The sequence below is a fragment of the Betaproteobacteria bacterium genome (assembly GCA_016720065.1).
Lineage (GTDB): Bacteria > Pseudomonadota > Gammaproteobacteria > Burkholderiales > Rhodocyclaceae > SSSZ01.
In genome coordinates this window covers 1,218,371-1,242,949 of the sequence record JADJXY010000002.1, presented here as the reverse complement: position 1 = coordinate 1,242,949, position 24,579 = coordinate 1,218,371, and the positions used below count along the sequence as shown (strand labels likewise).

Genomic DNA, 24,579 nt, shown 5'->3' with positions numbered 1-24,579 from the left:
CATGGACGACAAGGACGATCCGGTCCACCGGGAATTCGGGCATCCCGCCGGCGGGCGGCACGCGGTGGCAAGCGCCCTGACGGCCTTCGCCCGCCAGGGGATTCCCCTCAAGGTGGTGGAGAGCTTCCGGGCCGCCAATCGGGCCGGCGGCTTTGACTGTCCCGGCTGCGCCTTTCCGGACCGCAACGATGGGCGGGGCGTCGATAGCTGTGAGCAGGGCCAGAAGGCCATCGCCTGGGAGATGACGCGCCGGGTGGCCGATGCCGGGTTTTTCGCCCACCATCCCCTGGCCGAACTGCGGGTCTGGCCGGACCGGGAACTGGAAAACGTCGGCCGGCTCACCCAGCCCCTGCGCTACGACGCCGCCAGCGACACCTACCGACCCATCCCCTGGGACGAAGCGTGTCGCCTGGCCGCCACGGGTCTGGCCGCCCTGAACCCCGGGGCGGTGGCCTTCTACACTTCGGGGCGCTCGTCCAACGAAGCGGCGTTCCTGTGGCAGTTCCTGGCCCGGGCCTACGGCAGCGCGCATCTGCCGGACAGTTCCAATCTGTGCCACGAGCCTTCGGGTTATGCCATGAAGGACATGCTGGGGGTGGGCAAGGGCACCTGCACCCTGGACGACTTCGAGGCGGCCGAGCTCATCGTGGTCATCGGCCAGAACCCGGCCAGCAACCATCCCCGCATGATGGCCGCTCTGCACCGGGCCGCCGCCCGGGGGGCGACGGTGATCGCCTTGAATCCCCTGGACGAGCTGGGGTTCCGTGACTTTGCCGACCCCAAGGAACTGGGGGGCCTTCTGGGGCGGGGCGCGCGGGTGGCGCGCAAGGTGTATCGGGTGAAGATCGGCGGCGACCTCGCCGCCCTGAAGGGGGTGATGAAGTCCCTCCTGGCGCGGGGCGAGGCCCTCCTGGACCAGGAGTTCATCGCCGCCCACACGCAGGGCTTCGAGGCCCTGCGCGACGATCTGGCAGCGGAGTCCTGGGACGCCATCCTGGTGGAGAGCGGCCTCACCCGCGCCGAAATCGAAGAAATCACCGATCTCTACGCCGCGTCGCGGGCCACCCTGTGCACCTGGTGCATGGGCATCACCCACCACGAGCACGCAGTGGCCACGGTCCAGACCATCGTCAACCTGCTTCTCCTGAAGGGCAACGTCGGGCGGCCGGGGGCCGGTGCGGTGCCGGTGCGCGGGCACTCCAACGTGCAGGGCAACCGGACCATGGGCGCCACCGGCAAGGTGCCGGCGCGATTCCTCGACCAGTTGGAGGCGGTGTTCGGTGTGCCGGTGCAGCGGGCGCCGGGGCTGGACGCGGTGGGCGTGGCCCAGGGGCTGCTGGACGGCACGCTGCGTGGCTTCCTGGCCCTGGGGGGCAATTTCGGAGTGGCGATCCCCGACGGACCGCGGGTGCGCGCAGCCCTGGAAAACTGCGAGCTGACCGTCCATGTGGCGACCAAACTCAATCGCACCCACCTCCACCCGGGACGCCTGGGACTCATCCTGCCGGCCCTGGGGCGTACCGACCGGGACCGGGACGAAGTGGTGACGGTGGAAGACAGCATGAGCATGACCCACGCCAGCCGCGGCATCCAGGAACCGCTTTCTCCGGCCATGCGCGGCGAGCCGGCCCTGGTCTGCGCCCTGGGCGAGGCGCTCCTGCCAGGCGCCGCGCCCTGGGGGAAGATGGCCGCCGACTACGGTGCCATCCGTGGCCGTATCGAGGCTTGCCTGGCGGGCGTCTTCGATGGCTTTGCCGACTACGACGCGCGGGTCGGGCAGCCGGGGGGTTTCTGGCTGCCCAACGCGGCTGCCCGACGGCAGTGGAATACGGCCAGCGGCCGGGCCGAATTCCGCGTCCATGCCATGGCCGAAGGCCCCGTCCATCGCGCCCGGCGTCGGGTCGGCCCCCAGGTTCTCGCCCTGATGACGGTGCGCTCCCACGATCAGTTCAACACCACGGTCTATGGCCAGGACGATCGCTACCGCGGCATCTTTGGCGGGCGGCGTGTTCTGTTTATGAACGCGCGGGATCTGGCCGGGCGCGGTATCGCGGACGGTGCGGCCATCGCCATCGAAGGCCTCGCCGAGGACGGTGTGCCGCGGCAGTTGCACGGCTTTCGCGCCGTGGCCTACGACATTCCCGAAGGCTGTGTCGCCGCCTACTTTCCGGAAGCGACCCCGCTCATGGCGCTTTCCCTGGCCTCCCGCATCACCGCCACGCCCGCCTACAAGGAGATTCCGGTGCTGGTGCGGCCTGCCGCGGCGGGGTAGCAGAGGTTTGGTGAAGAAGCCCTTGTTTTTGCGGGGAATGTCCTTCAAGCGGCACAGGGCGGGCGGCAAGGGTAGTGGAGCGGAGGGCGGTGAGCCGCCCGCTTGGGGCAAAATGCAGTTTTCGACGCGAGGGAGAGGGCCTTGAAAGTCCTGGTGGCGGTGAAGCGGGTGGTGGATTACAACGTCCGGGTCCGGGTGAAGGCCGATGGCAGCGACGTCGATCTGGCCAACGTCAAAATGAGCATGAATCCCTTTGACGAAATTGCCGTCGAGGAAGCGATCCGTCTGCGGGAGGCCGGGGTGGCCAGCGAGGTGGTGGCGGTGAGTTGCGGCAGTTCCGCGGCCCAGGAGACCCTGCGTTCCGCCATGGCCCTGGGAGCCGACCGGGCCATCCTGGTCGATTGCGGCGAGGCCGGTGCCGCCGGTTTGCAACCCCTGGCGGTGGCCAAGCTCCTCAAGGCCGTCTGCGACCGGGAGAATCCCGGCCTGGTCATCTGCGGCAAGCAGGCCATCGACGACGACGCCAACCAGACCGGGCAGATGCTCGCTGCCCTGGCCGGCTGGCCCCAGGCGACCTTCGCCTCCCGGCTGGTGGTGGAGGGGAGCACTGCCCGGGTGACCCGGGAGGTGGATGGCGGTCTCGAAACCCTGGAAGTCGACCTGCCGGCCGTGGTGACCACGGATCTGCGCCTCAACGAACCCCGCTACGCGACCCTGCCCAATATCATGAAGGCCAAGAAAAAGCCGCTGGACATCCTCCCTGTCGCCGATCTCGGCGTCGATATCGCGCCGCGCCTCGCACTGCTGCGGGTGGCAGAACCGGCACCGCGCCAGGCCGGGGTGAAGGTGGCCAACGTGGCGGAACTCGTCCACAAGCTGCGTCATGAAGCGAAGGTGCTGCCATGAACGTCCTGGTCATCGCCGAACACGATCACAAGTCCCTGGCACCGGCCACCCGCAACACCGTGTCGGCGGCGTGTCGGCTGGGGGGCGAAGTCCATGTGCTGGTCGCTGGCTGCGACTGTTCCGGCGTCGCGGTCCAGGCTGCGGCCCTGGCGGGAGTGGGGCGGGTTCTGCTGGCCGATGCACCCTCCCTGGCCAGCGCCGGCGCCGAGACCCTCGCCGCCCTGATCCTGGCCCACGCATCGGGCTATGGCCATCTGCTGGCCCCGGCGTCGACCTTCGGCAAGAATCTCATGCCCCGCGTCGCCGCCCTGCTCGACGTGGCGCAGATTTCCGACGTGGTGGCCATCGAAACGCCCGATACCTTCGTGCGTCCCATCTACGCCGGCAACGCCCTGGCCACGGTGCGCAGCGCCGACGGCGTCAAGGTGCTGACGGTGCGCCCCACGGCCTTCGAGCCCGGGGATGAGGGCCCCGCATCGGCCCCCGTCGAGGCGATCACCCCGCCGCAGACGGTGGGGGGGGCACGCCTCGTGGGCCGCGAAAGTGCGGCTTCGACGCGGCCGGACCTGGGCGCGGCGGCCATCGTCGTTTCCGGCGGGCGCGGCCTGGGCAGCGGTGAAAACTACCATCGCCTTCTGGAACCCCTGGCGGATCGCCTCAATGCGGCCCTGGGGGCTTCCCGCGCTGCGGTGGATGCCGGCTTCGTCCCCAACGACTACCAGGTGGGACAGACCGGCCGCATCGTCGCGCCGCGGCTCTACATCGCCATCGGCATTTCAGGCGCCATCCAGCACCTGGCCGGGATGAAGGATTCCCGCGTGATCGTCGCCATCAACAAGGATCCCGAGGCGCCCATTTTCCAGGTGGCCGACTATGGCCTGGTGGCGGATCTGTTCGAGGCGGTGCCCCAGTTCCTTGAGGCGATCTCCTGAAATGCCATGAATCTCCCCGACACCCTGCTCGCCGACGCCTGGTACTGGGGAGGGTGGCTCGTCTGGCTGCCCCTGCTGGGCCGGGCGGTCCTGCGGGCGCCCTGGCGGGTGCTGGGGGATTCTGCCCGCCTCAACCTCTGGCTGGGCCTGATCGTCGCCCTGGTGCTCATCTGGAGCATCAAGGCAGGCATCAAGCCGGGGCTTTCCCTCCATCTGCTGGGGGCGACGGTCCTCACCCTCAGTTTCGGGCCCTGGCTGGCCTTCATCGCGCTGTGCCTGGTGCTGGCCGGGGTGACCCTGAACGAAGGCGCAGGGTGGGCGAGCTACGGGCTGAATGCCCTGGTGATGGCCGGCTGGAGCGTCTTCCTCGCCTACCGTCTGTTCCGTCTGGTGGACCGTTTCCTTCCCCGCCATTTTTTCATTTACATCTTCGTCAATGGCTTCTTCGGGTCGGCGCTCATGGTCCTGGGTGTCGGGGTCGGCGCCTGTCTTTTGTTGACCCTCGCCGGGGCTTATCCCGCCGCTTATCTTCTGGACGAGTATCTGCCCTATTTCATGCTCCTGGGTTTCTCCGAGGCCTGGCTGTCGGGCATGGCCATGACCCTGCTGGTGGTCTATTTTCCTGGTTGGGTGGCGACTTTCGACGATTCACGGTATCTTGCCGGCAAATAATTCCAAGCCCACCACCTTGCCTAACCGGGACTCCTTGCCAGCTTTCGTCCTCCGCGCGAGCGCTCTGGCCCTCACGCTAGGGGCTTCCGGGGCTTGGGCCCTGGGTTTGGGGGATCTGCGTACCCGCTCCGTCCTGGGCGAAAATCTGGTGGCAAGCGTCGAATTGCGCGGTTCTCCCGCCGAAGTGCCCGAATCCGCCTGTTTCCGCCTGCGTCCGGGAGACGACGATTCCCTGCCCTGGCTGCGGCAGGCGGAGTTGACCCTGCGCCGGGGCAATCCGTCGCTGCTCGAAATCCGTTCCCATCGCCCGCTGCGGGAGCCGGTCCTGCGCATCGGCATCCTGGTGGGTTGCGGCCACGATCTGCGGCGGGAGTACACCCTGCTGCCGACGCCGGGGGAGCCGGCCGAGGAGCCTGTCGTCGCGCCTTCGCTGCGTATCGCTGCGGACCCCGCTCCCGAACCGGTGCGGGAGCCCCGTCCCCGGCCCCCCCGCCCGCGGGCGAGCCAGGAGGCGGCTCCCGAGCGGCTCGCCCCGGCCAGGCCCGTCCGCCCGCCGCGCAGTACGCCCCTCAAGGACCGACTCATCCTGTCCGGCGGCGATGGCGAAGGCGAGCCTTCCCTGCGCCTGTCCACCTCCCTGAGCGGGCCGGTGGCGGAGGATCCGCGCCGGGACGCCGAGCGGGAATTGCTGCGCCTGGAGTTCCGTGCCCTGGCGGCCCTGCACGAGCAGGCCCTGAGCCAATTGGCCGCGGCGGAGAAGTTGCGCAAGCTGGAGAGCAGCCTCGGAGAGTTGCAGCAGAAGGCGGGCCAACTTGCCGAGCGTATCGAGGTGGGTCAGGCCGTTCAGGCCGTTCCTCCGCCTCTCGCTCCCACGGGACTGTCCGCGCCCAGCGCGGCTGCGCTTCCCGCGCCGCTGCCGCAGACTCCGGCGGCGCCGCAGGCAAGGCCTGCGGCGGCCGCGCCCGTGTCTGCCGCTTCAGGTGAGGGCATGTTCTGGGGCCTGCTGCTCGGGGCCGCGGCAGGCCTGGCGGGCTGGTTGGTCTGGCGGCAGCGGAGCCGGCGCATGGCCGTGGTCGCGGCTGATCCGCTCACCATCCCGGAGCCCCTTATGGATCCGCCCCGCGAGGACGAGCGGGACGAGCCAGGCGGGGTCGATCTCGCGGTGGAACCTTCCGCCATGGGGATGCCCTTTGCCGTCGACCTCCCCCTCGAGGAGGTCGAAGCGAGCCAGGCCCCCACGGCAGCAGCGGAGCCGCCCCGCCCGCGCAGTCTGGATTCCGCTTTTTCGATTTCTGCCGCCTCGGTGCATGAGCACTTCGAAGTCAATCCGGTCATGGAACTGGCCGAGATCATGCTCTCCTTCGGGCGCGTCAAGGGCGCGGCCCAGGCCCTGCAGGAGTACATCGACCAGAGCCCCAAGGAGGCCCTGCAACCCTGGATCAAGCTGCTCGAGGTTTATCGCCTGGCCAATATGCGGGAGGAGTTCGAGCGGGTGGCGACCAGCCTCAATCAGAATTTCAACGTGGCGGTGCTGAACTGGGAGGGGGACGCACGGCCCCTCTCCATCGACTTCGATCTGGACGCCGCCCTGCCGGATGCGCCGCGCCGCCCGCTCTCCCTCGAAGAGCTTCCCCACGTGGTCGAAGCCCTCGTCGCAGCCTGGAAAACGCCCCAGTGCGGCGAATATCTGCAGTGGTTGCTGCGGGACAACCGGGGCGGGCAACGCAGTGGCTTTGCCCTGCCGGTGGTGGAGGAAATCCTTTTCCTGGTGGAACTCCGCGAGACCCGGGAGCGTCTGGAGAAGGAAGAGGCCAACGGGCAGGGATGACGATCCCTTCGACCGACAGGGCGGACTCCCTGCCCATTTCCCCCGGTCCTCCCCGCGGCGCGGGCGTGGGCTGTTGACCGAATCGCCAAGGAGACGCCATGAGCGAGTACCGTGCCCCTCTGGAAGACATGCGCTTCGTTCTGCGCGAACTGGCCGGCCTGGATCGCATCGCCGCCTTGCCGGGCTACGAAGAAGCCGATTCGGACGTGGTGGACGCGGTGCTCGACGAGGCGGCCCGCTTTGCCGGCGAAGTGCTTTCCCCGCTGAATCGCGTCGGCGACCTGCACGGCGCCCAATTGCGGCAGGGCGAGGTGACCACGGCGCCGGGGTTCCGGGAGGCCTATCGCAGCTTTGTCGAGGCGGGCTGGAACGGACTGGCGGCACCGCAGGAGTTCGGCGGACAGGGTCTGCCGCGCCTCCTGGCCGCTGCCGTGGGAGAGATGTGGAAAGGCGCCAATCACGCCTTTTCCCTCTGCCCCATGCTGACCCAGGGGGCCATCGAGGCCCTGCTGCTGGCAGGCACCGAGGCCCAGCGTGCCCTGTACCTGCCCCGCCTGGTGGCGGGGGAGTGGACGGGGACCATGAACCTCACCGAGCCCGCCGCAGGGTCGGACCTCGCCGCCATCCGCACCCGGGCCGAGCAGGTCGGGGACGGCAGCTATCGCGTGTTCGGGCAGAAGATATTCATCACCTACGGTGAGCACGACCTGGCCGAGAACATCGTCCATCTGGTTCTGGCCCGCATCGCCGGGGCGCCGGAGGGGGTCAAGGGGATTTCGCTCTTCCTGGTACCTAAATTCCTGCCGGGACCGGATGGCCGACCGGGGGCACGCAACGACGTGCGCTGTCTTTCCCTCGAACACAAGCTGGGCATCCACGGCAGCCCGACGGCGGTGCTCGCCTTCGGCGAGGCGGGTGGAGCCCTAGGTTCCCTGGTGGGGGAAGCGAACCGGGGTCTGGAATTGATGTTCATCATGATGAACGCCGCCCGCTTCAACGTGGGTCTGGAAGGCTTGGGTGACGCCGAGCGTGCCTATCAGCGGGCGGCGGCCTACGCCCGGGAGCGCGTGCAGGGCGTGGAGGCCGGGCAGCGGCAGGGGGGGCGGGTGCCCATTCTGCGCCACCCGGATGTACGCCGCCTGCTCCTGGCGATGCGCTCGCGCATCGAGGCCATGCGCGCCTTGGCTTACGGGGTGGCCGCAGCCCTGGACGAAGCCGATCGTCACCCCGATGACGCGATCCGCGCCGAGGCCCGCGCCTTTGCCGAACTCCTGGTGCCGGTGGTCAAGGGTTGGTGCACCGAGAGCGCCGTCGACATTGCCTCCCAGGGGATCCAGGTGCACGGCGGGGCCGGCTACATCGAGGAAACCGGCGCAGCGCAGCATCTGCGCGATGCCCGCATCACAGCCATCTACGAGGGGACGACTGCCATCCAGGCCAACGATCTGGTCGGGCGCAAGGTGCTGCGCGATGGTGGCGCGGCCCTGGCGGCCCTGGTCGCGAGCATGCGGCGGGACGCCCTTGCCGCGGGGAACGATCCGGTCGGCCAAAGGCTGATTGCGGCCGTAGAGGCCCTCGAACGGGCGGGGGTCTGGCTCCTGGCCGAGGGAAACCGCAATGTGGCCGCCACCCTGGCCGGGTCGGTCCCTTTCCTGCTGTTGCTGGGTTCCACGGCAGGCGGCTGGCAGATGGTGCGGGCCGCGGCCATCGCCCGGGAGCGACAGGCGGCGGGCGACACGGCGGCTTTCTGGAGCGCCAAGCTAGCCACGGCCCGCTTCTACGCCGACCACTTCCTGACTCAGGCGCCGGGCATGGCAGCCGTCATCTGCGAGGGGGCGGCCGGGACGCTGGCTATGCCGGACCAGTGTTTCTGACTTCGACCCGGTTGCGACCGGCGGATTTGGCTTCGTAGAGCGCCTGGTCGGCGCGGCGCATCACGGCGTCGAAATCCGCTTCTTCCGGGTGCCACTGTGCCACGCCGATGGAGACCGTGATGCGCAGCGCGTCGGCCCCGGGGACGGCGAGAGGAGTGGTCTCCACCAGATGCCGGATGCGCTCGGAGAATTCCTCGGCCCCGGCAAGGGCGGTGTGCGGCAGGATGAGGGCGAATTCCTCGCCCCCCAGGCGGGCGAGCAGATCGGTATCGCGCAGGGAGGCGGCGATCAGGCCGACCAGGCCGGTCAGGGCGACGTCGCCGACCGGATGGCCATGGGCGTCGTTGATGCGCTTGAAGTGATCGATGTCGATGACGGCCAGGGATAGGGCGCCGCCGTGGCGTCGGGCGCGCTCGATTTCGACCTTGGCCAGTTCGTCGAAATGGCGGCGGTTGGCGATGCGGGTCAGGGGGTCGGTGGTGGCCAGGGTGCGCAATTCCCGGCTCAGTTCCCGCAGGCGTCCCATCTGCTTCTGGCTGGACGAGGCGAGGCGCCAGATGACCAAGCCCCCAAGGCCCAGGAGCGTCGCCACGACAAGGCCCATGGCCACCGACCCGAAGAGCGACGCCTCCCAGTCGGCAAGAATCTCGGTTTCCGCCATGGACGAGGACGCGATGACCGGATAGCGCTCCAGACGCCGCAAGTGGATGAAGCGCGGCGTTCCGTCGAGGGGGGAAGGGGCCCGGGCGTTGGCTTCTGCGGGAATATTGCCCTTTTGCTGGGCGATGATGGGGATGATCTCGCCGAAATTGCCTTCGCCCGGTACGCGGACCAGGGTGGTGCCATCGAGGAGAATCAGGGCGGCCGCCTGGGTCTCGCTGCGCAGAATGCCTCGGATGTCCTCGGCCAGGGCGCCCAGGTCGATGAGTACCACCGCCACACCCAGCAACTTGCCCCCTTCGTCCCGCACGGCCTGACTGAGGCCGATGAACCAGCGGCCGTCATGGACGCGGGACTTGGCGGGATGGCTGATGTGCCGGGTCGGCGCACCGGGGCTCGTCACGGCGGCGTAGTACTCGCGATCAGTGACGGAGGGGGGCTTGCCCCGGCCCGACCAGTGGCGGATCACTCCGGCGCCGTCGAGCAGCAGGATGTCCATGATGGCGCAGTCCAGACCCGCCAGGCGGCGCAATTCTTCGTCACTCGCCGGGCTGCCCGATTTCAGCTCGTCGGCCAGGTGCAGAGCGACGAGAAAGTACTTGTCGAAGGCGCTTTGCATGAAGGCGCCGAAAATCCGGTTATTGAGGCGTACCCGCTCTTCCCCGTGGCGCAGCGCACGTTGCAGGCGATCATGGGCTTCGTAGCCGACCACCCCGGCCGTGAGCAGCATGGCCGCGAGAGTAAAGGCCAGGACGAGGCGTGGGCGGAAGGAAAGGGGGCCGAAAAGGGCGCTCAAGGGGATCGGGGGGCAGGGGAGTGGCGGGAATGACAGGAGGCCATTCCCCGGAGGCCCGCAGATTGTCCGGACGCCACATGGCCAGGTCAAGCTCGACGGTCCTCGACTTCCCCGGGGCTTTCCCGGACGGGCATGGTCGGCGTGCGGCCAAGCGGCGATCGCCTTGAGCAGGGTATTGAATCCAAGCTATAATCGCCGGCTTTTCAACCTTGCTCCACCGCAAACGCATGGCGGGGGGCTTCAGCCAAAAGGAGTTTGCATGCGCCATTACGAAATCGTCTTTATCGTCCATCCGGACCAGAGCGAGCAAGTGCCCGGCATGGTCGAGCGCTACCGCGCCATCGTCACCACCCGCGGAGGATCGATTCACCGTCTGGAAGACTGGGGCCGCCGGCAGTTGGCCTACCCCATCCAGAAGATCCACAAGGCCCACTTTGTGCTCATGAACATCGAGTGCGACGGCGAGACCCTGGGCGAACTGGAGCACTCGTTCAAGTTCAACGACGCCGTGCTGCGCCACCTCACCGTCAAGATGAAGGCTGCTGTCACGGCGCCCTCTCCCATGATGAAGGAAGAGAAGTCCAAGTCCCTGCTGGGCGGCGGCGAAGCGGCTCCCGCCGAAGCGGCGGCGGCCTGAGGTTCAGGTACGGGAAGGCAGGCTGAATCGCGTCGAACTCTCCGGCCGGTTGCGCGAGCGCAAGGCGCTGCGTTATACCCCCGCCGGAATTCCCGTCAGCGAAGGTGTCGTGGAACACGCCTCGCAGCAGGAAGAAGCCGGCGCGCTGCGGCAGGTGGCCTGTGAAATTGCCGTCGTGGCCCTGGGCGATCCTGCCCGCTGGCTCCAGGCGGTACCCCTCGGCGGGACGGTCCGCGTGACCGGATTTCTGGCAGCCCGGAGCCGCAACGGCAAGACTCCCGTGCTCCATGTGAATACGATCGAAATTTTGGAAGGAAACGAAAATGGCACGATTCTTCAAGAAGAAGGATGACGACAAGAAAAAGAAGCGCGGCGGCGGTCTCTTCAAGCGCCGCAAGTTCTGCCGCTTCACGGCGGAGAAAGTGGTCGAGATCGACTACAAGGATGTGGATGTGCTGAAGGAATACATCCAGGAAAACGCCAAGATCATGCCGGCTCGCCTGACCGGCACCAAGGCCGGCTATCAGCGCCAGTTGGGCACCGCCATCAAGCGCGCCCGCTTCCTGGCCCTGCTGCCCTACACCGACAACCACCTGTAATTTCCGCGGAGACGAGACATGCAAATCATTCTGCTCGAAAAGGTGGTCAACCTGGGTAACCTGGGGGACATCGTCAAGGTCAAGGACGGCTACGCCCGCAATTTCCTCATTCCCCGCCGCATGGCCAAGCGTGCCACCCCGGCTGCCAAGGCTGAGTTCGAAGCGCGCCGCGTTGAACTCGAGAAAGTGGCTGCCGAGAAGTTGGCCGCCGCCCAGGGCGTCGCCGAGAAGCTTGCCGGCGTCACCGTCAGCGTGGCCCGCAAGGCCGGCATGGACGGCCGCCTGTTCGGTTCCGTCGGCAATATCGATATCGCCGAAGGCCTGAAGGCTGCCGGTTTCGATGTGGACAAAGCGGCCATCCGCCTGCCCGAAGGCCCCTTCAAGGCCATCGGCGAGTTTCCGGTGGAAGTGGCCCTGCACACCGACGTGCTGGCCAGCATCACGGTTGCCGTGGTCGCCGAGTAAGGCTCTCTGCCTCAGCAAAAAGGCCTCGCAAATTGCGAGGCCTTTTTTTCAAGTGTGCCCGGCCGCAGCCGGTTGGGCGTCAAACGAAGGAAACGTCGTTGTCGAGGTTGAAACGCCCACCCATGAAAGCGGCAATTTCGACAGCATCCGCACCGCCTGCTCCGTCGCCGTCGTAGTACAGGTGGCCGATCCCGCTCGGCGCATCGACGGTGTAGTTCAGCGTGCCGGCTCCGCCGGTGAAAACCGAGGCATCCAGAACCAGATCGTCCTTGCCCGTGGCAAATCGAAAGATCTGATCGACACCGTCCAGGCTATCGAGGATGAAGTCGTCGTTGCCACCTTCTCCCCAAAGCTGATCATTGCCGGCGCCGCCCCGGAGCACGTCATCGCCGCCTCCACCCTTGAGGACGTCGTCGCCCGCCCCGCCAAGCAACACGTCGTTGCCGCCTTCGCCGAGAAGCGTGTCGTTGTCTGTACCACCGCTCATGCTGTCACTCCCACCGCCGCCACGCAGGGTGTCATTGCCCGCATCGCCCGTGAGGGTGTCGTTGCCCCCGTCTCCCTTGAGGTTGTCGTCGCCGGCGCCGCCCGCCAGGGTATCGTCTCCGCCGCCGCCGGCAAGGTCGTCGTTGCCTTCGCCGCCCTCGAGACTGTCATTGCCCCCGTCGCCCTTGAGGCGATCATTACCGGCGCCGCCCGCCAGGGTATCGTTGCCGCTGTCGCCATGGAGGGTGTCATTGTCGTCGCCCCCATTCAGGGCATCATCCCCGGCGCCGCCCTTGAGCGTGTCGTCACCGGTCCCGCCATTCAGCGTGTCGTTTCCAGAACCGCCGCTTAGAGCATCCTTGCCGGAGTCACCGAACAGCACGTCGTCATCACGGTCTCCGCTCAGGGAATCGTCGCCGTCTCCACCGAGCAGCATGTCAGTTCCGTTGCCGCCAGAGACAGAATCCTTGCCAGACCCGCCGTTGAGAAGATCGTCGCCCTTGCCCCCACTGAGGGCGTCGTCACCGCTTCCACCGGACAGGATATCGTCTCCGTCTTCGCCGGAAAGGGTGTCACTGTCGTCGCCGCCGGAAAGCAGGTCGTCGTCCGCTCCACCGGACAGGCGGTCGCGCCCGCGACCTCCAAACAGCCGATCCTCGCCGGAATCACCGCGCAGACGATCATTGCCGTCGTCACCGAAAAGATCATCGTTGCCGCCGCCACCGGACAGGTCATCGTTGCCGCCCCGGCCGTGGAATTCGTCGTTGCCGTTACCATGCCGACGGTTGTCGCCGCGGTGATCATCGCCCAACTCGTCGTGGGCGCCATGGTCGTCACCTCCGGGGTGCTCGTTTTCGTCATCACCCAAGTCGTCGCCCACCAGGTAGTCGTCGAGATCTCCGAGGCCAAGGAAGCCGACGAAGGCTGCATAGGTCAGATCGAGGCCCGAAAAAGTGAAGGCGGGCGTCGTTGCGCCTGCGAGATACGCCTCCAGTCCGGTGACTACACCAACCGGGGGAGTGCCGGAGAAGGTCCCCTGCAGGACGAGACGGCCACCGTTCGGGTTGGGCGTGTCGTCCTCGGTGCTGACCAGGGTCAGGGTGACCGTGGTTGCCGTGGCTTCGCTGACCGAAAAGGCGTCGATGTGATCGACGAAGTCTTCCCAGCCGGCGCCGAGGGTGTTTTGAGTAAGGGTGATCATTGTTTGGCTCCGAGTTGCGGGCGGGGGGAGGAAACGGGAACGGGGCATTGCGGGAGGGTGGAGTCCGCAATTTTACCGGTCTGGGTTTCTGCCTTGTCTCGCGTTCTGTCTAGGGTATGAAAAATGCCGGGAGAAGTCCGGGTGCTGTCACCAGCGCAAGAACGGTGCCAAGGGTGCCAGGGCGACGCGAGTGCCGGGATACGCTGATTTCGTGGCACTTTTGGCTCTTGCGGGAGATCAAGGTCGGGCTTGGCCTGGGGCAAATCTCCCGAAGTGGGGGATTTGCCCCGGATCACCCTGGGGCTCCCCCGCAGGGCCGATCAGCGGAGGTTCAGCAGACTCTCGTCCCAGGCGGCGTGTTTTTCCAGGCCCAGGAGGTTCGCCACCGTGGCCGCGATATTGGAGAGGCCGGCGTCCTTGGTCTGTTTGAGGCCCAGTTTGCCGCCCGTGACGTTATCCACCAGCAGCAGGGGCACGGGGTTCAGGGTGTGGGCGGTCTTGGCCTTGAAGGAGCCATCTTTGTTGGTGGCGGGCTGGCCGGTTTTCTTGTCCAGTTCGAACATTTCGTCGGCGTTGCCGTGGTCGGCGGTGATCAGCGCCACGCCACCGGCAGCGTCCACCGCCTGGAGCAGGCGGGCGAGGGACAGGTCCACCGCTTCGATGGCCATGCGGGCGGCTTCGAAATTGCCGGTGTGGCCCACCATGTCGCCGTTGGCGAAATTGCAACGCAGGGTCTTGTACTGGCCGCTCTGCAGGGCGGCGATCATGGCGTCGGCGATCTCGGCGGCCTTCATCCAGGGGCGCTGCTCGAAGGGCACGACGTCGCTGGGCACTTCCTGGTAGGTCTCGCCGGCGAACTTGCCGGAGCGGTTACCGTTCCAGAAGTAGGTGACGTGGCCGAATTTCTGGGTCTCGGAGCAGGCGAACTGGGCGATGCCGCCCTTGCTGAACCATTCGCCCATGGTGTTCTTGATGGCCGGCGGGGCGACCAGGAAGCGCTTGGGCAGCTTGAGATCGCCGTCGTACTGGAGCATGCCGGCGTAGGTCACCCTGGGAGCGCGGACCCGGTCGAACTTGGCGAAGGCCGCTTCCTCGAAGGCACGGGTGATTTCGATGGCGCGGTCGCCGCGGAAGTTGTAGAAGACCACCGCATCGCCGTCTTCGATGGTACCCACCGGCTGACCACCCGCGGCGATGACGAAGGGCGGCAGATCCTGGTCGATGGTGCCGGGATTCTGCCCGCGCAGGGCGTTGACCGCCTCGCTGGCATTGGCGAACTGCGGCCCTTCGCCCAGCACGTGGGTCTTCCAGCCCTTGGCCACCATGGGCCAGTTGGCGTCGTAGCGGTCCATGGTGATGTTCTGGCGACCGCCGCCGGAGGCGATGCGGGCGTCGAAACCGTCGCTGGAAATGTCTGCGAGGAAGGCCTCGAAGGGCACCACGTACTCCAGGGCGCTGGTTTCCGGCACGTCGCGGCCGTCGAGCAGGGCGTGGATGCGCACGGTCTTGAGGCCCTCCGCCTTGGCCTGGACGACCATGGCCTTGAGGTGGTCGATGTGGCTATGGACGTTGCCGTCGGAGAAGAGGCCGATGAAGTGGATCGTGCCCGCTTTTCCGTTTGCTCCGGCCTTGGCGCCGGCAACGATCTGCTGCCAGGCCTCGCCCTGCCAGATGGCCCCGGAGGCGATGGCATCCGACACCAGCGCCGCGCCCTGGGCATAGACCTGGCCGGCGCCGATGGCGTTGTGGCCGACTTCGGAATTGCCCATGTCGTCGTCTGAGGGCATGCCCACCGCCGTACCGTGGGCCTTCAGGCGGATGTGGGGGTGCTTGGCGAAGAGGGCGTCGAGGGTCGGCTTTTTGGCGGCGGCGATGGCGCTGCCCACGTCGTTCCTGGAAATGCCGTAGCCGTCCAGGACGATGATGACGACGGGACCGGGCACGCCGGCAAAGGTGGGGAGTTTATGCAGCATGGGGGGTTTCCTGACTGGGGGCTGGAGCGTCGTGAAGGCGCAAAAAGGCGCTCATTTTAACGCTTCCCCGCAGCCCTCAGCCGGCGCCGGGCAGGGAATTCCCGTCGCGGCAGGCGCTCAAGCGAGACTGCCGGGGGAGGTCACGCCGTGCGCCGGAAGCGCTCGGCCAGCCAGGCGCCGACATCCGCCAGTTCGTCTTCGGAAACCGTGTGGTCCATGGGGTAGAGATGCCAGCTCAGGTCGTAGCCGCGTGCGTGCAGCACATCCCGCGCCTGGGCGCCGAGGGCCAGGGGAACGATGTCGTCTTCGGCGCCATGGCCGGCGAACAGCGGCGTGGCACGACTGGGCTCGCACTCGGCTCCGGTGAGAAGAGAAGGTGCGGGAATGTAAGCCGAGAGGGCGACGACGCCGGCCAGGGGCTGCGGGTGAGTCAGGCCGACCGTATAGGCCATGGCGCCGCCCTGGGAAAATCCTGCCAGTACGATGTTCCCACAGGGAATACCGCGCTGGTTCTCACGGTCGATCAGGCGGCGGATGTCGCTGCGGGAGCTGACGATGCCGACCTCGTCCACCTCGCGCTCAATGCCGTTGGCTTCGATGATGTCGTACCAGGCCGGCATGATGTAGCCGCCGTTGCAGGTGACGCGGATTTCCTGCGCATGGGGAAAGATGAAGCGCACCGCCAGGTCTGCCGGCAGTCGAAGAAAGGGGATGGCCGGGGCGAAATCGCTGCCGTCCGCGCCCAGACCATGCAGCCAGATGACGGCGAATTCCGGCTTGGGTGCTGTTTCGATCTCGATGGCTGGGAGGAGGATGTTCATGGGGCCTACGTTCGGTGGCGGGGGAGCAGTGCAGCAAGCGGCCATCCGATCGACGGCACAGGGCAGCACCATGACATGGTTGTGTTGCCCTTGTCACGCCGACTGCATGGGGGTTAACCATGCATGAGAGCGTCGCCGGCGGATTTCGGCGTCGCCCGGCGGCCTCGCGGGCCGCGCTCGCGCCTCCGGACGACAGGGCTTCCGGCCGGGATGTCTCGCTCATGGCCCGCATGGCCCCGATCCCGAACGTTCATTCCGGGAGGGCCACGCGTCCTTGCGTTGCACGCGGTGGGGGCCTTTTCCGGCGCGGCCGGTTTTCGTAAGAGACTGTTTCCACTGTCCTGCGGGAGACTTGGGGCTGCGTTATTCGGTCATGTCGTCCTCGAAAGAAAAGCCATGACCCCCTGGTTCCGAATTGCTCCCCTGGCCCTTGTGGCTCTCCTGACGGGCTGTGTCGTCGCGCCACCGCCGCGGCCCTATTACGATCAGCCCATCGTCGTCGCGCCGCCTGCACCCCGGGTTGAGTACGCGGGACCGCCTCCCGCGTTTGGACATATCTGGATCGGAGGCTATTGGGCCTGGACCGGCCATCGCCATGACTGGGTTCCCGGCCATTGGGAGGCGCATCGGCCGGGATACCACTGGGCGCCCCACCGCTGGGAACGCCACGGCGATCGCTGGCATGAACAGCGGGGGCGCTGGGAACGCCACCATGGGGGGCGGCGCTGAAGGTATCCTTGGCAGCCGTAGAACTTGCTGCGGAGACACCATGCGAATCCACCAGCTTCCCGTCGGCGCGCGCTTCGAGTACCAGGGCGCGGAATGGGTCAAGACCGCTCCCATGTTGGCCAACGGCCCGGGCGGCCAGCGCCTCATCCCGCGCCACGCGGTGCTCAAGCCCCTCGATCCGGGCGTCACCGTGCCTTCGGGACTGCCCCCTCTCGATCGTGCCGCCATACTCCTGGCCTTCGAGACCTTCTGCCAGACCTGCACGCCCTGGATTTCCGAGGGCCATGCCAAGGCCTTCGAGCAGGCCCGACGCGCTTTTGTAGACGCCGTGGGCCAGTAGTCAGTCCCACGGCCTTGCCTGGGGGCCGGGCCGAGCAAGCCCCGCGGGAGTGACGCGCAAGCGTCAGTGGGAGCCGTCCGGGATGGCGTCCGCCCGCCATGATCCGGGCTCCCTCCGACCCATGTTGGGGCCGCGCTGGTACACTCCGGCCATGAATTCCCGCTCCCCTGCCTCGAATCCTGCCGACTCCGCCGTTGCCCAGTTGCGGGTGCCTCCCCACTCGATCGAGGCGGAGCAGTCCGTTCTCGGCGGTCTCCTGCTCGATAACCAGGCCTGGGATCGCATGGGCGATCTGGTCGCCGATACGGACTTCTACCGCGACGAGCACCGGCGCATCTTCCGCCAGATCCGGCTTCTGCTGGAAAACGGAAAGCCCGCCGACGTGGTCACGGTGGCCGAAGCCCTGGACGGCCTGGGGGAGGGGGAACGCACCGGGGGCCTCGCCTATCTGGGGGAACTCGCCGCCAATACGCCGTCGGCGGCGAATATCAGGCGCTATGCCGAAATCGTGCGCGAGCGGGCCGTCCTGCGGCAACTGGCAGCCACCGCCGATGAGATCGCCGCCCATGCCCTGAATCCCCTGGGGCGTGATGCGGAATCCATCCTGGACGAAGCCGAAGCCCGTATCTTTGCCATCGCCGAAGCGGGGGCAGGCCACAGCGACGGCTTCGTGCACATCAACCCCCTGCTCACCCAGGTGGTCGAGCGCATCCAGGAGTTGCACGACCGGGAAAACCCCTCCGACATCACCGGCGTTCCCACGGGTTTCGCCGATCTGGACCAGAAAACCTCAGGCTTCCAGCCTGGCGACCTCATCATCGTCGCCGGCCGGCCCTCGATGGGTAAAACGGCCTTTGCCCTCAATATCGCGGAAAACGTGGCGGTGGATTCCGGTTTGCCGGTGGGGGTGTTTTCGATGGAAATGGGGGGTACCCAGCTCGCCATGCGCATGCTGGCGTCCATCGGCCGTCTCGATTCGCACCGGGTGCGCACCGGGCGGCTCAACGACGATGAATGGGCGCGGCTCTCCTTCGCCCTGGGCAAGCTGCACGAGGCGCCCATCTACATCGACGAAACCGGGGGCCTCACTCCGGGCAACCTGCGCGCCCGGGCCCGGCGTCTGGCGCGCCAATACGGCGGCAAACTGGGTCTGCTGGTCATCGACTACATCCAGCTCATGAGCACCAATCGCCAGGGGGAAAACCGGGCCACCGAAGTGTCGGAAATCTCCCGCTCGATCAAGTCCCTGGCCAAGGAACTCCAGGTGCCCATCGTCGCCCTCTCGCAGCTTTCCCGTAAGGTCGAGGAGCGCAACGACAAGCGCCCCATGATGTCCGACCTGCGGGAGTCGGGCGCCATCGAGCAGGACGCCGACGTGATCCTGATGATGTACCGGGAGGAGTACTACAAGCCCGAAACCCCGGACAAGGGCATTGCCGAAGTCATCATCGGCAAGCAGCGTAACGGCCCCACGGGCACGGTGCGCCTCGCCTTCCTGGGCGAATACACGCGCTTCGAGAATCTCGCCCAGGGGGGCGGCGGGGCTTACTGATTGAACGCAGTCGCTCAATCCACGCGGCGGGCGCTGATGGTGTAGGGAACCTTGTCGGGCAGGCGGCCGTCGTGGCTGCCGTCAGCGTCTTCCAGTTGCGGGTGCACCAGGAAGGGAATTCTGCCCCGGCTGCCGGGAAGCGGAACGTCGCTGCCCACGTTGAAGGCGATCCAGTTCATCTCCCATACGCCGAAGAGAATCTTGCGCAAGGCGGCGAGCTTGCTGTCCCGGTCCGAGATGCCTTCCAGGGCGATGACCCGCCGCACGTCGCTGGGGTCCACCGGAATCCAGCCGTAGCCGGGCACGTAGAACTCGGCCCGCACGTGCTGGGCCGTGGTTGCCCGGTCATCGCTGAGGCCGAGGCTGCGGAACAGCCTTGACGGGCCGACGCGCAGCCCATAGACGCAACGGGCCGGGATGCCGATGCCGCGGCACAGGGCAACCAGCAGGCCGTTGATGTCGGCGGAACGTCCACCGTATAGCCGGGCATCGAGTTGGCGGCGGATGTCGCCACCCCCGACGCCGGGCAGGGCGGGGTCGTAGATGCTGTTCTCGATCACCCAGTCGTAGAGCGCCTTCACCTGGGCCACCGGATCCTTGATGCGGCCGACGATGCGCTCACCCAGGCGATGAGCTTCGTCGTCATTGGGAATCAGGCGCGACGCTTGCAGGTTGCGGCGCAGAATGTCCTCACGCTCGGGGGCGACGGTGCGCTTGGTGACGTCGAAATGGCGGTCGGCGGTGGTGACCGTGGTGGTCAGGCGGATGTGCGGCTCGACGCCGCTGTTCCATTCGCAATAGAACACTTCAAGGTCACCGTCCGGCAGGCGGCGCAGGCTCGCCGATTCCGGGTTGCCCTTCCAGGCGTGGCCCAGGGTGCGCTGAAAGAGCATGTCCTGATTGAGCGGCAAGGGGAGCCACAGGCGTGTCGGCCCCAGGGCGCGCTTCAATTGCACCGTGGTGGTGACTTCGTAGGTTCTCCACTCCTCTGGAGGCTCGGGGGCCTTGACCGGCGGCAGGCGGCTGGCCGAGGAGCCCTGCGGAGGATGCTCGATGATCGGTTCGTCCGCCGTATGAACGACCGGGGCGGGCGGCTTTGCAGGGGTGGGCGCAGGCTTGCGCGCCGCAGCCTTGCGGGCCGGTTTGGCGGAGCGCGAGGCAGGCGCAGTGGGCTTCTTTTTGGCCGCCAGGGTTTCGGTTCCGACCAGGGAGGCGACGGCGGCAGCCAGAAAATGGCGACGTTTCAAGGGCATACTCCGTAAAGCGAGCTGGGGCTGAAACGAAAAGGCCGTGTCCTTAGACACGGCCCCCGACGAATGAGGCGGATTATAGCACTTCGGCAGCGTGGTCGGCCAAACGGGACCGTTCGCCGCGCTGCAGGGTGATGTGGCCGGAATGGGGCCAGCCTTTGAAACGGTCCACCACATAGGTGAGGCCGGAGCTGCCCTCGGTCAGGTAGGGGGTGTCGATCTGGGCGATATTGCCCAGACAGATGACCTTGGTTCCCGGTCCGGCCCGGGTGACCAGGGTTTTCATCTGTTTGGGCGTGAGGTTCTGCGCCTCGTCGATGATGAGGTATTTCTTGATGAAAGTGCGGCCGCGCATGAAATTGAGGGACTTGACCTTGATGCGGGAACGGATCAGATCGCGGGTCGCCGCCCGTCCCCATTCGCCGCCGTAGGGCCCGCCCTCGTCCTCGCTGTGGTTGAGGACGTCGAGGTTGTCTTCCAGGGCACCCATCCAGGGCGCCATCTTCTCTTCCTCGGTACCCGGCAGGAAGCCGATGTCCTCGCCCACCGGCACGGTGACGCGGGTCATGATGATTTCGGTGTACAGCTTGTTTTCCAGCACCTGGGTGAGGCCCGCGGCCAGGGTCAGCAGGGTCTTGCCCGTTCCCGCCTGGCCGAGGAGGGTGACGAAATCGATGTCCGGATTCATGAGCAGGTTCATGGCGAAATTCTGCTCCCGGTTGCGGGCCGTGATCCCCCACACCGCGTTCTTGGGGTGGGTGTAATCGACCAGGGTCTCCAGGACGGCGGTCTTGCCCCCCGTCTCCTTGACGATGGCGGAAAAGCCGTCCGCTTCCAGCCAGACGAATTCATTGATGAGCAGGCTGGGACACAGGGGCCCCTTGATGCGGTAATAGGTCTTGCTGTCCCGCTTGCCGGATTCCATGCCCTGGCCGTGCTTGTCCCAGAAATTCTCGGGCAGCGCCCGGGTGCCGGTGTAGAGGATGTCGGTATCCTCCAGCACCTTGTCGTTGAAATAGTCCTCCGCCGGCAGGCCCAGGGAGCGGGCCTTGATGCGCATGTTGATGTCCTTGGACACCAGGATGACCGAACGCTTGGGGTGCTTGCGCTGGAGGTGGATGACCACCGCCAGGATCTGGTTGTCCACCTTGGAGGTGGGCAGGGCGGGGGGTAACTCGGAACTGATGGCCTCGGTCTGCAGGAAGAGGTTTCCCGAAGCCAGCTTGCTCGATGGTTCAAAGAGGGGGATGCCGTGCTCGATGGCGTCCTCGCCCTTGGCCAGCAGGTCGTCCAGGATGCGCGAAACCTGGCGGGCATTGCGGGCGATTTCCGACATGCCCTTCTTGTGATTGTCCAGTTCCTCCAGGGTCATCATGGGGATGAACACGTCGTGCTCCTCGAAGCGGAAGAGGCAGCTCGGGTCGTGCATGAGCACATTGGTGTCGAGGACGAAAATCTTGCTGGGGGCGGCTTTCTTGGCGGCGGGCTGGCGCGGCATCGGGGAATCTTTCCTGGGAAAGGGTCAGAGGGTCTGCACGAAATCGAGCACTTCCTGGGCATGGCCGGGAACCTTCACCCCCCGCCATTCCCGGCGCAGCACGCCCATGCGGTCGGCAACGAAGGTACTGCGCTCGATGCCCCGTACCGCCTTGCCGTACAGGGTTTTCATCTTGATGACCCCGAACAGGGTCGAGGCCGTTTCGTCCTTGTCGCACAGGAGTTCGAAGGGAAGCTCCTGTTTGGCCTTGAAGTTCTCGTGGGATTTGAGGCTGTCGCGGGAAATGCCGAAAACCACTGCACCGGCCGCGACGAAGCGCTCGTGCAGGTCGCGGAACTGCTGCGCTTCGGTGGTGCAACCCGGCGTGCTGTCCTTGGGGTAGAAGTAGAGAACGATGACCTTGCCGGCCTGGGCTGCCGGGGTAAACGTGCCGCCTCCGGTGGCGGCGAGGGAGAAATCGGGCAGGGCTTGAGCGAGCATCGGGGGGCTTTGCGTTGTCATGGGCGCTTGCATTGTGGGGAAAAGATCGGCGCAGGGTCAAGCGGGCCGACCGCCCGCCCGAAGTTCGGCGCGGAGAGAATTCCGCTAAACTCGCGGCTTGCCTTCCTGTCCCCGTCTTGCCCATGACCGCCACCGAAAAGAAGTCCGGCCCTCGCCGCAATGTGCTCCTCGATGCCCTGCGGGCCGATTACGCCGTCTTCCGCGACACCCTGCCCCTGGCCATCGGGATTCACAAGGTCTTGCGCGAGCGGCATCCCGATTTCGAGGCGCCCGCCCTGCGCACCGCCCTGCGCCTGCACACCACGTCCACCGCCTATCTCAAGGCCATCGCCAAGGCAGAGCAGCGCTTCGATCTGGACGGGGCGCCGGCGGGGGAAGTCAGCGCCGAACAGCGGGAGCAGGCCGAGACCGAACTGCGGGAACGCTTCAAGAAGGCTGCCGATCGCCGCAAGAACGAGGCCGAAGCTGCCCGGCGGCAGGAAAAGCTGGAGGAACTGGCGCGCAAGTTCAGCCGCAACTGAGAGCCTTGGCGGGATCCCCGTGCAGCCTGATCAGTGCGTTTCCCGCAGCGAGCGCATCCCGGTCGGGGCGATCCATTACAACGTCCGCCATTGGGGGCCGCCCGGGGCGCCGCTCATTTTCATGCTGCACGGCTGGATGGATTCCTCGCCCACCTTCCAGTTCGTGGTCGAGGCCCTGGAGGGCGAGTGGCACGTCGTCGCTCCGGACTGGCGGGGTTACGGGGCCAGCACCTGGCTGGGGCGACCCTACTGGTTCGCCGATTACTTTGCCGACCTCGAGATTCTGCTGCGCCATTTTTCGCCGGACTCCCCCGCACGGCTGGTGGGACACAGCATGGGGGCAAGCATCGCTGCGGCCTACGCAGGCGCGCGGCCCGAGCGGGTTCGTGGTCTGGTCATGCTCGATTTTCTCGGCCTGCCCCAGGCCGGTGCGGACGAGGCGCCGACGCGGCTCCGCCATTGGCTGGAAACCCTGGACGATCCGCCAGCCCTGCGGAGCTATGGGGATTGCGCGGAACTCGCACGGCGCCTGCGTTTCTCCAACCCCCGCCTGAGCGTGGCGCGGGCCCAATTCCTGGCCCGGGAGTGCGGGCGCGCGACGCCCGAGGGAAGAATCGTCCCGGCCTGCGACCCCTGGCATCGGCACCCGGCGCCGGTTCCCTATCAGGTCGCGGACGCCATGGCGTGCTGGCGTGCCATCAGCGCGCCGGTCCGCCTTCTCGTCGCCGAGCAGGGTTACGTGGCGCAGCGTTTTGCCGAAGATGGAGCCGAGCTCGCCCGGCGCCTGGCGTGTTTCTCGCGTCTGGTTCGGGAGGACATCGCCGATTGCGGCCACAATCTGCACCACGACCAGCCGGAGCGTGTGGCCGCCGCAATCGAAAATTTCTTCCAGGTCGCGGAGCGCGGATAGGAATTCGACTGCCAGGATGCGCGTCAGGGCAGGCGGCGCCCCCAGTAGGCGGCAATGTCGACCATGCGGTTGGCGAATCCCCACTCGTTGTCGAACCAGATGAACACATTGAGCAGGCGATCGCCGCACAGGCGGGTCTGGCTGCCGTCGACGATGGCCGATTCGGGGCTGTGGATGAAGTCCGTCGAGGCGTGGGGTTCCTCGGTCCAGCCAATGCGCCCGCCGGAACCCGCAGCGGCCTGCCGCAGGCAGGCATTGACCGTGGCGAGGTCCGCGGGCCGGCCCAGACGGGCCACCAACTCGATAGCGGAAACGTTGGGTACCGGGATGCGGATCGCCTTGGCATCGATGCGGCCGCACAGATGGGGCAGCAGCCGTTCGACGCCCCGGGCCAGTCCCGTGGCCACCGGGATCATGGACTGCATGGCCGAACGGGTACGGCGCAAATCCGCGTGGTGGTAGCCGTCGACCAGGGGCTGGTCGTTCATGACCGAGTGCAGGGTGGTGAGGAGGCCCTGCTCGATGCCGAAAGTCTCGTCCAGCAGGGCAAGCAGCGGCACGACGGCATTGGTGGTGCAGGATGCGGCGGAAACGATGCGTTCGCGCCCGCTCAGTCCGGCTTCATTGAAACCGTAGACGACGGTGCGATCCACATCCTCGGCGCTGTGGGCCGGTTGGGAAAGGAGCAGGCGGGGGCATCCGGCGGCGATGAAGGCCTCCAGTTCGCCGCGGTGAGCATAGCGGCCCGAAGCCTCGACCAGGAGATCGATGCCCAGGGCCTTCCAATCCACGTCCTGCGGCCTTGGGCCGTGGCTCACCGCAATGGGCTGGCCGTCGATGAGCAGGGTGTCGGGCGCAAGGTCCACCTGAGCGGCGAAGCGGCCGTGGGTCGAGTCGAAGCGGGTCAGGTAGGCCATGCTTTCGAGATCGGCGGGCTCGTTGATGGCGACGACGATCATGTCGCGACGGCAGGGCGAAGCGTGCAGGGCGCGCAGGAAGCAGCGGCCGATGCGGCCGTAGCCGTTGATGGCGAGACGCAGGCTCATGGCAGGAGGCTGGAAAACGAAGGCGCGCAGCTTAGCACGCCGGAGGGCTTCAACCCTCCCGTTGCGGCGACGAGGAGAAAGCCCCGATTTGAGCCGGTCGCGGCAAAATT

Annotated in this window: 23 protein-coding genes; 15 read left to right on the top strand and 8 right to left on the bottom strand. The window is 66.8% G+C overall.

All coding sequences use genetic code 11. The features are described 5' to 3' along the window. Nucleotide 1 precedes the first annotated feature (1 nt). From IPM73_08920 to IPM73_08895, 6 genes are all read left to right on the top strand, one after another. Nucleotides 2-2,272, top strand: coding sequence for an FdhF/YdeP family oxidoreductase (locus IPM73_08920; protein MBK8918151.1), 2,271 nt, complete (start codon nucleotides 2-4; stop codon nucleotides 2,270-2,272). 141 nt (nucleotides 2,273-2,413) lie between these two features. Then, on the top strand, nucleotides 2,414-3,178 hold the full coding sequence (locus IPM73_08915; protein ID MBK8918150.1) for an electron transfer flavoprotein subunit beta/FixA family protein: 765 nt from the start codon (nucleotides 2,414-2,416) through the stop codon (nucleotides 3,176-3,178). Beyond that, complete coding sequence (locus IPM73_08910) at nucleotides 3,175-4,110, top strand: electron transfer flavoprotein subunit alpha/FixB family protein (protein MBK8918149.1); 936 nt, start codon at nucleotides 3,175-3,177, stop codon at nucleotides 4,108-4,110. The genes IPM73_08915 and IPM73_08910 overlap by 4 nt, the downstream gene beginning before the upstream one ends. A 6-nt stretch (nucleotides 4,111-4,116) precedes the next feature. Further along, nucleotides 4,117-4,782: an energy-coupling factor ABC transporter permease gene (locus IPM73_08905; protein ID MBK8918148.1), complete on the top strand. Its 666-nt coding sequence runs from the start codon at nucleotides 4,117-4,119 to the stop codon at nucleotides 4,780-4,782. Nucleotides 4,783-4,888: 106 nt separating this feature from the next. Further along, complete coding sequence (locus IPM73_08900; GenBank protein MBK8918147.1) at nucleotides 4,889-6,610, top strand: hypothetical protein; 1,722 nt, start codon at nucleotides 4,889-4,891, stop codon at nucleotides 6,608-6,610. Nucleotides 6,611-6,708: 98 nt separating this feature from the next. Further along, on the top strand, nucleotides 6,709-8,484 hold the full coding sequence (locus IPM73_08895; protein ID MBK8918146.1) for an acyl-CoA dehydrogenase: 1,776 nt from the start codon (nucleotides 6,709-6,711) through the stop codon (nucleotides 8,482-8,484). On the opposite strand, the gene IPM73_08890 is transcribed toward IPM73_08895, so the two are convergent. Then, on the bottom strand, nucleotides 8,462-9,940 hold the full coding sequence (locus tag IPM73_08890; GenBank protein MBK8918145.1) for a GGDEF domain-containing protein: 1,479 nt from the start codon (nucleotides 9,938-9,940) through the stop codon (nucleotides 8,462-8,464). The genes IPM73_08895 and IPM73_08890 overlap by 23 nt on opposite strands. A 259-nt stretch (nucleotides 9,941-10,199) precedes the next feature. On the opposite strand from IPM73_08890, the gene rpsF reads away from it, so the two are divergent. From rpsF to IPM73_08870, 4 genes are read left to right on the top strand one after another with little or no spacing between them, the layout of a single operon-like run. After that, complete coding sequence (gene rpsF / locus IPM73_08885) at nucleotides 10,200-10,577, top strand: 30S ribosomal protein S6 (GenBank protein MBK8918144.1); 378 nt, start codon at nucleotides 10,200-10,202, stop codon at nucleotides 10,575-10,577. A 22-nt stretch (nucleotides 10,578-10,599) separates the two neighbouring features. Further along, nucleotides 10,600-10,929 carry a primosomal replication protein N gene (priB, locus tag IPM73_08880; GenBank protein MBK8918143.1) on the top strand — a complete coding sequence of 110 codons (330 nt, stop codon included), beginning with the start codon at nucleotides 10,600-10,602 and terminating at the stop codon, nucleotides 10,927-10,929. Further along, on the top strand, nucleotides 10,901-11,176 hold the full coding sequence (rpsR, locus tag IPM73_08875) for a 30S ribosomal protein S18 (GenBank protein MBK8918142.1): 276 nt from the start codon (nucleotides 10,901-10,903) through the stop codon (nucleotides 11,174-11,176). The genes priB and rpsR overlap by 29 nt, the downstream gene beginning before the upstream one ends. Nucleotides 11,177-11,194: 18 nt before the next feature. Continuing rightward, complete coding sequence (locus IPM73_08870) at nucleotides 11,195-11,641, top strand: 50S ribosomal protein L9 (protein MBK8918141.1); 447 nt, start codon at nucleotides 11,195-11,197, stop codon at nucleotides 11,639-11,641. Between the two features lie 79 nt (nucleotides 11,642-11,720). Here the strand turns inward: IPM73_08870 and IPM73_08865 are convergent, their stop codons facing one another. The 3 genes from IPM73_08865 to IPM73_08855 all read right to left on the bottom strand — a co-directional run bounded on the left by IPM73_08865 (nucleotide 11,721) and on the right by IPM73_08855 (nucleotide 16,122). Then, the gene (locus tag IPM73_08865) at nucleotides 11,721-13,328 is read right to left on the bottom strand and encodes a calcium-binding protein (protein ID MBK8918140.1); all 1,608 of its coding nucleotides are present in this window, start codon (nucleotides 13,326-13,328) and stop codon (nucleotides 11,721-11,723) included. 320 nt (nucleotides 13,329-13,648) lie between these two features. Further along, a complete protein-coding gene (locus tag IPM73_08860) occupies nucleotides 13,649-15,301 on the bottom strand; it encodes a 2,3-bisphosphoglycerate-independent phosphoglycerate mutase (GenBank protein MBK8918139.1) in 1,653 nt (550 codons plus the stop codon). A 140-nt stretch (nucleotides 15,302-15,441) separates the two neighbouring features. Beyond that, nucleotides 15,442-16,122 (bottom strand): carboxylesterase, encoded by a 681-nt coding sequence (locus tag IPM73_08855; protein ID MBK8918138.1) that lies wholly within the window; start codon nucleotides 16,120-16,122, stop codon nucleotides 15,442-15,444. Nucleotides 16,123-16,332: 210 nt separating this feature from the next. Here IPM73_08855 and IPM73_08850 point away from each other — a divergent pair, with 210 nt between their 5' ends. The 3 genes from IPM73_08850 to dnaB all read left to right on the top strand — a co-directional run bounded on the left by IPM73_08850 (nucleotide 16,333) and on the right by dnaB (nucleotide 18,743). After that, complete coding sequence (locus IPM73_08850) at nucleotides 16,333-16,851, top strand: YXWGXW repeat-containing protein (protein MBK8918137.1); 519 nt, start codon at nucleotides 16,333-16,335, stop codon at nucleotides 16,849-16,851. A gap of 40 nt (nucleotides 16,852-16,891) precedes the next feature. Beyond that, a complete protein-coding gene (locus IPM73_08845) occupies nucleotides 16,892-17,191 on the top strand; it encodes a hypothetical protein (protein ID MBK8918136.1) in 300 nt (99 codons plus the stop codon). Between the two features lie 121 nt (nucleotides 17,192-17,312). Beyond that, on the top strand, nucleotides 17,313-18,743 hold the full coding sequence (dnaB, locus tag IPM73_08840; protein MBK8918135.1) for a replicative DNA helicase: 1,431 nt from the start codon (nucleotides 17,313-17,315) through the stop codon (nucleotides 18,741-18,743). Nucleotides 18,744-18,757: 14 nt separating this feature from the next. On the opposite strand, the gene IPM73_08835 is transcribed toward dnaB, so the two are convergent. The 3 genes from IPM73_08835 to IPM73_08825 form a co-directional block, all read right to left on the bottom strand. Then, a complete protein-coding gene (locus IPM73_08835) occupies nucleotides 18,758-19,990 on the bottom strand; it encodes a transglutaminase domain-containing protein (GenBank protein MBK8918134.1) in 1,233 nt (410 codons plus the stop codon). Between the two features lie 79 nt (nucleotides 19,991-20,069). Further along, complete coding sequence (locus IPM73_08830; protein MBK8918133.1) at nucleotides 20,070-21,491, bottom strand: PhoH family protein; 1,422 nt, start codon at nucleotides 21,489-21,491, stop codon at nucleotides 20,070-20,072. Nucleotides 21,492-21,515: 24 nt separating this feature from the next. Continuing rightward, the gene (locus IPM73_08825) at nucleotides 21,516-21,971 is read right to left on the bottom strand and encodes a peroxiredoxin (protein ID MBK8918132.1); all 456 of its coding nucleotides are present in this window, start codon (nucleotides 21,969-21,971) and stop codon (nucleotides 21,516-21,518) included. Nucleotides 21,972-22,114: 143 nt separating this feature from the next. On the opposite strand from IPM73_08825, the gene IPM73_08820 reads away from it, so the two are divergent. Both IPM73_08820 and IPM73_08815 read left to right on the top strand, forming a co-directional pair. Further along, a complete protein-coding gene (locus IPM73_08820; protein MBK8918131.1) occupies nucleotides 22,115-22,513 on the top strand; it encodes a ProQ/FinO family protein in 399 nt (132 codons plus the stop codon). A gap of 121 nt (nucleotides 22,514-22,634) precedes the next feature. Then, complete coding sequence (locus IPM73_08815) at nucleotides 22,635-23,423, top strand: alpha/beta hydrolase (protein ID MBK8918130.1); 789 nt, start codon at nucleotides 22,635-22,637, stop codon at nucleotides 23,421-23,423. 23 nt (nucleotides 23,424-23,446) lie between these two features. Here IPM73_08815 and IPM73_08810 read toward each other — a convergent pair whose 3' ends face one another. Beyond that, entirely contained in the window at nucleotides 23,447-24,469 is a 1,023-nt protein-coding gene (locus tag IPM73_08810; protein ID MBK8918129.1) for an erythrose-4-phosphate dehydrogenase, read from the bottom strand. Between the last annotated feature and the right edge of the window lie 110 nt (nucleotides 24,470-24,579).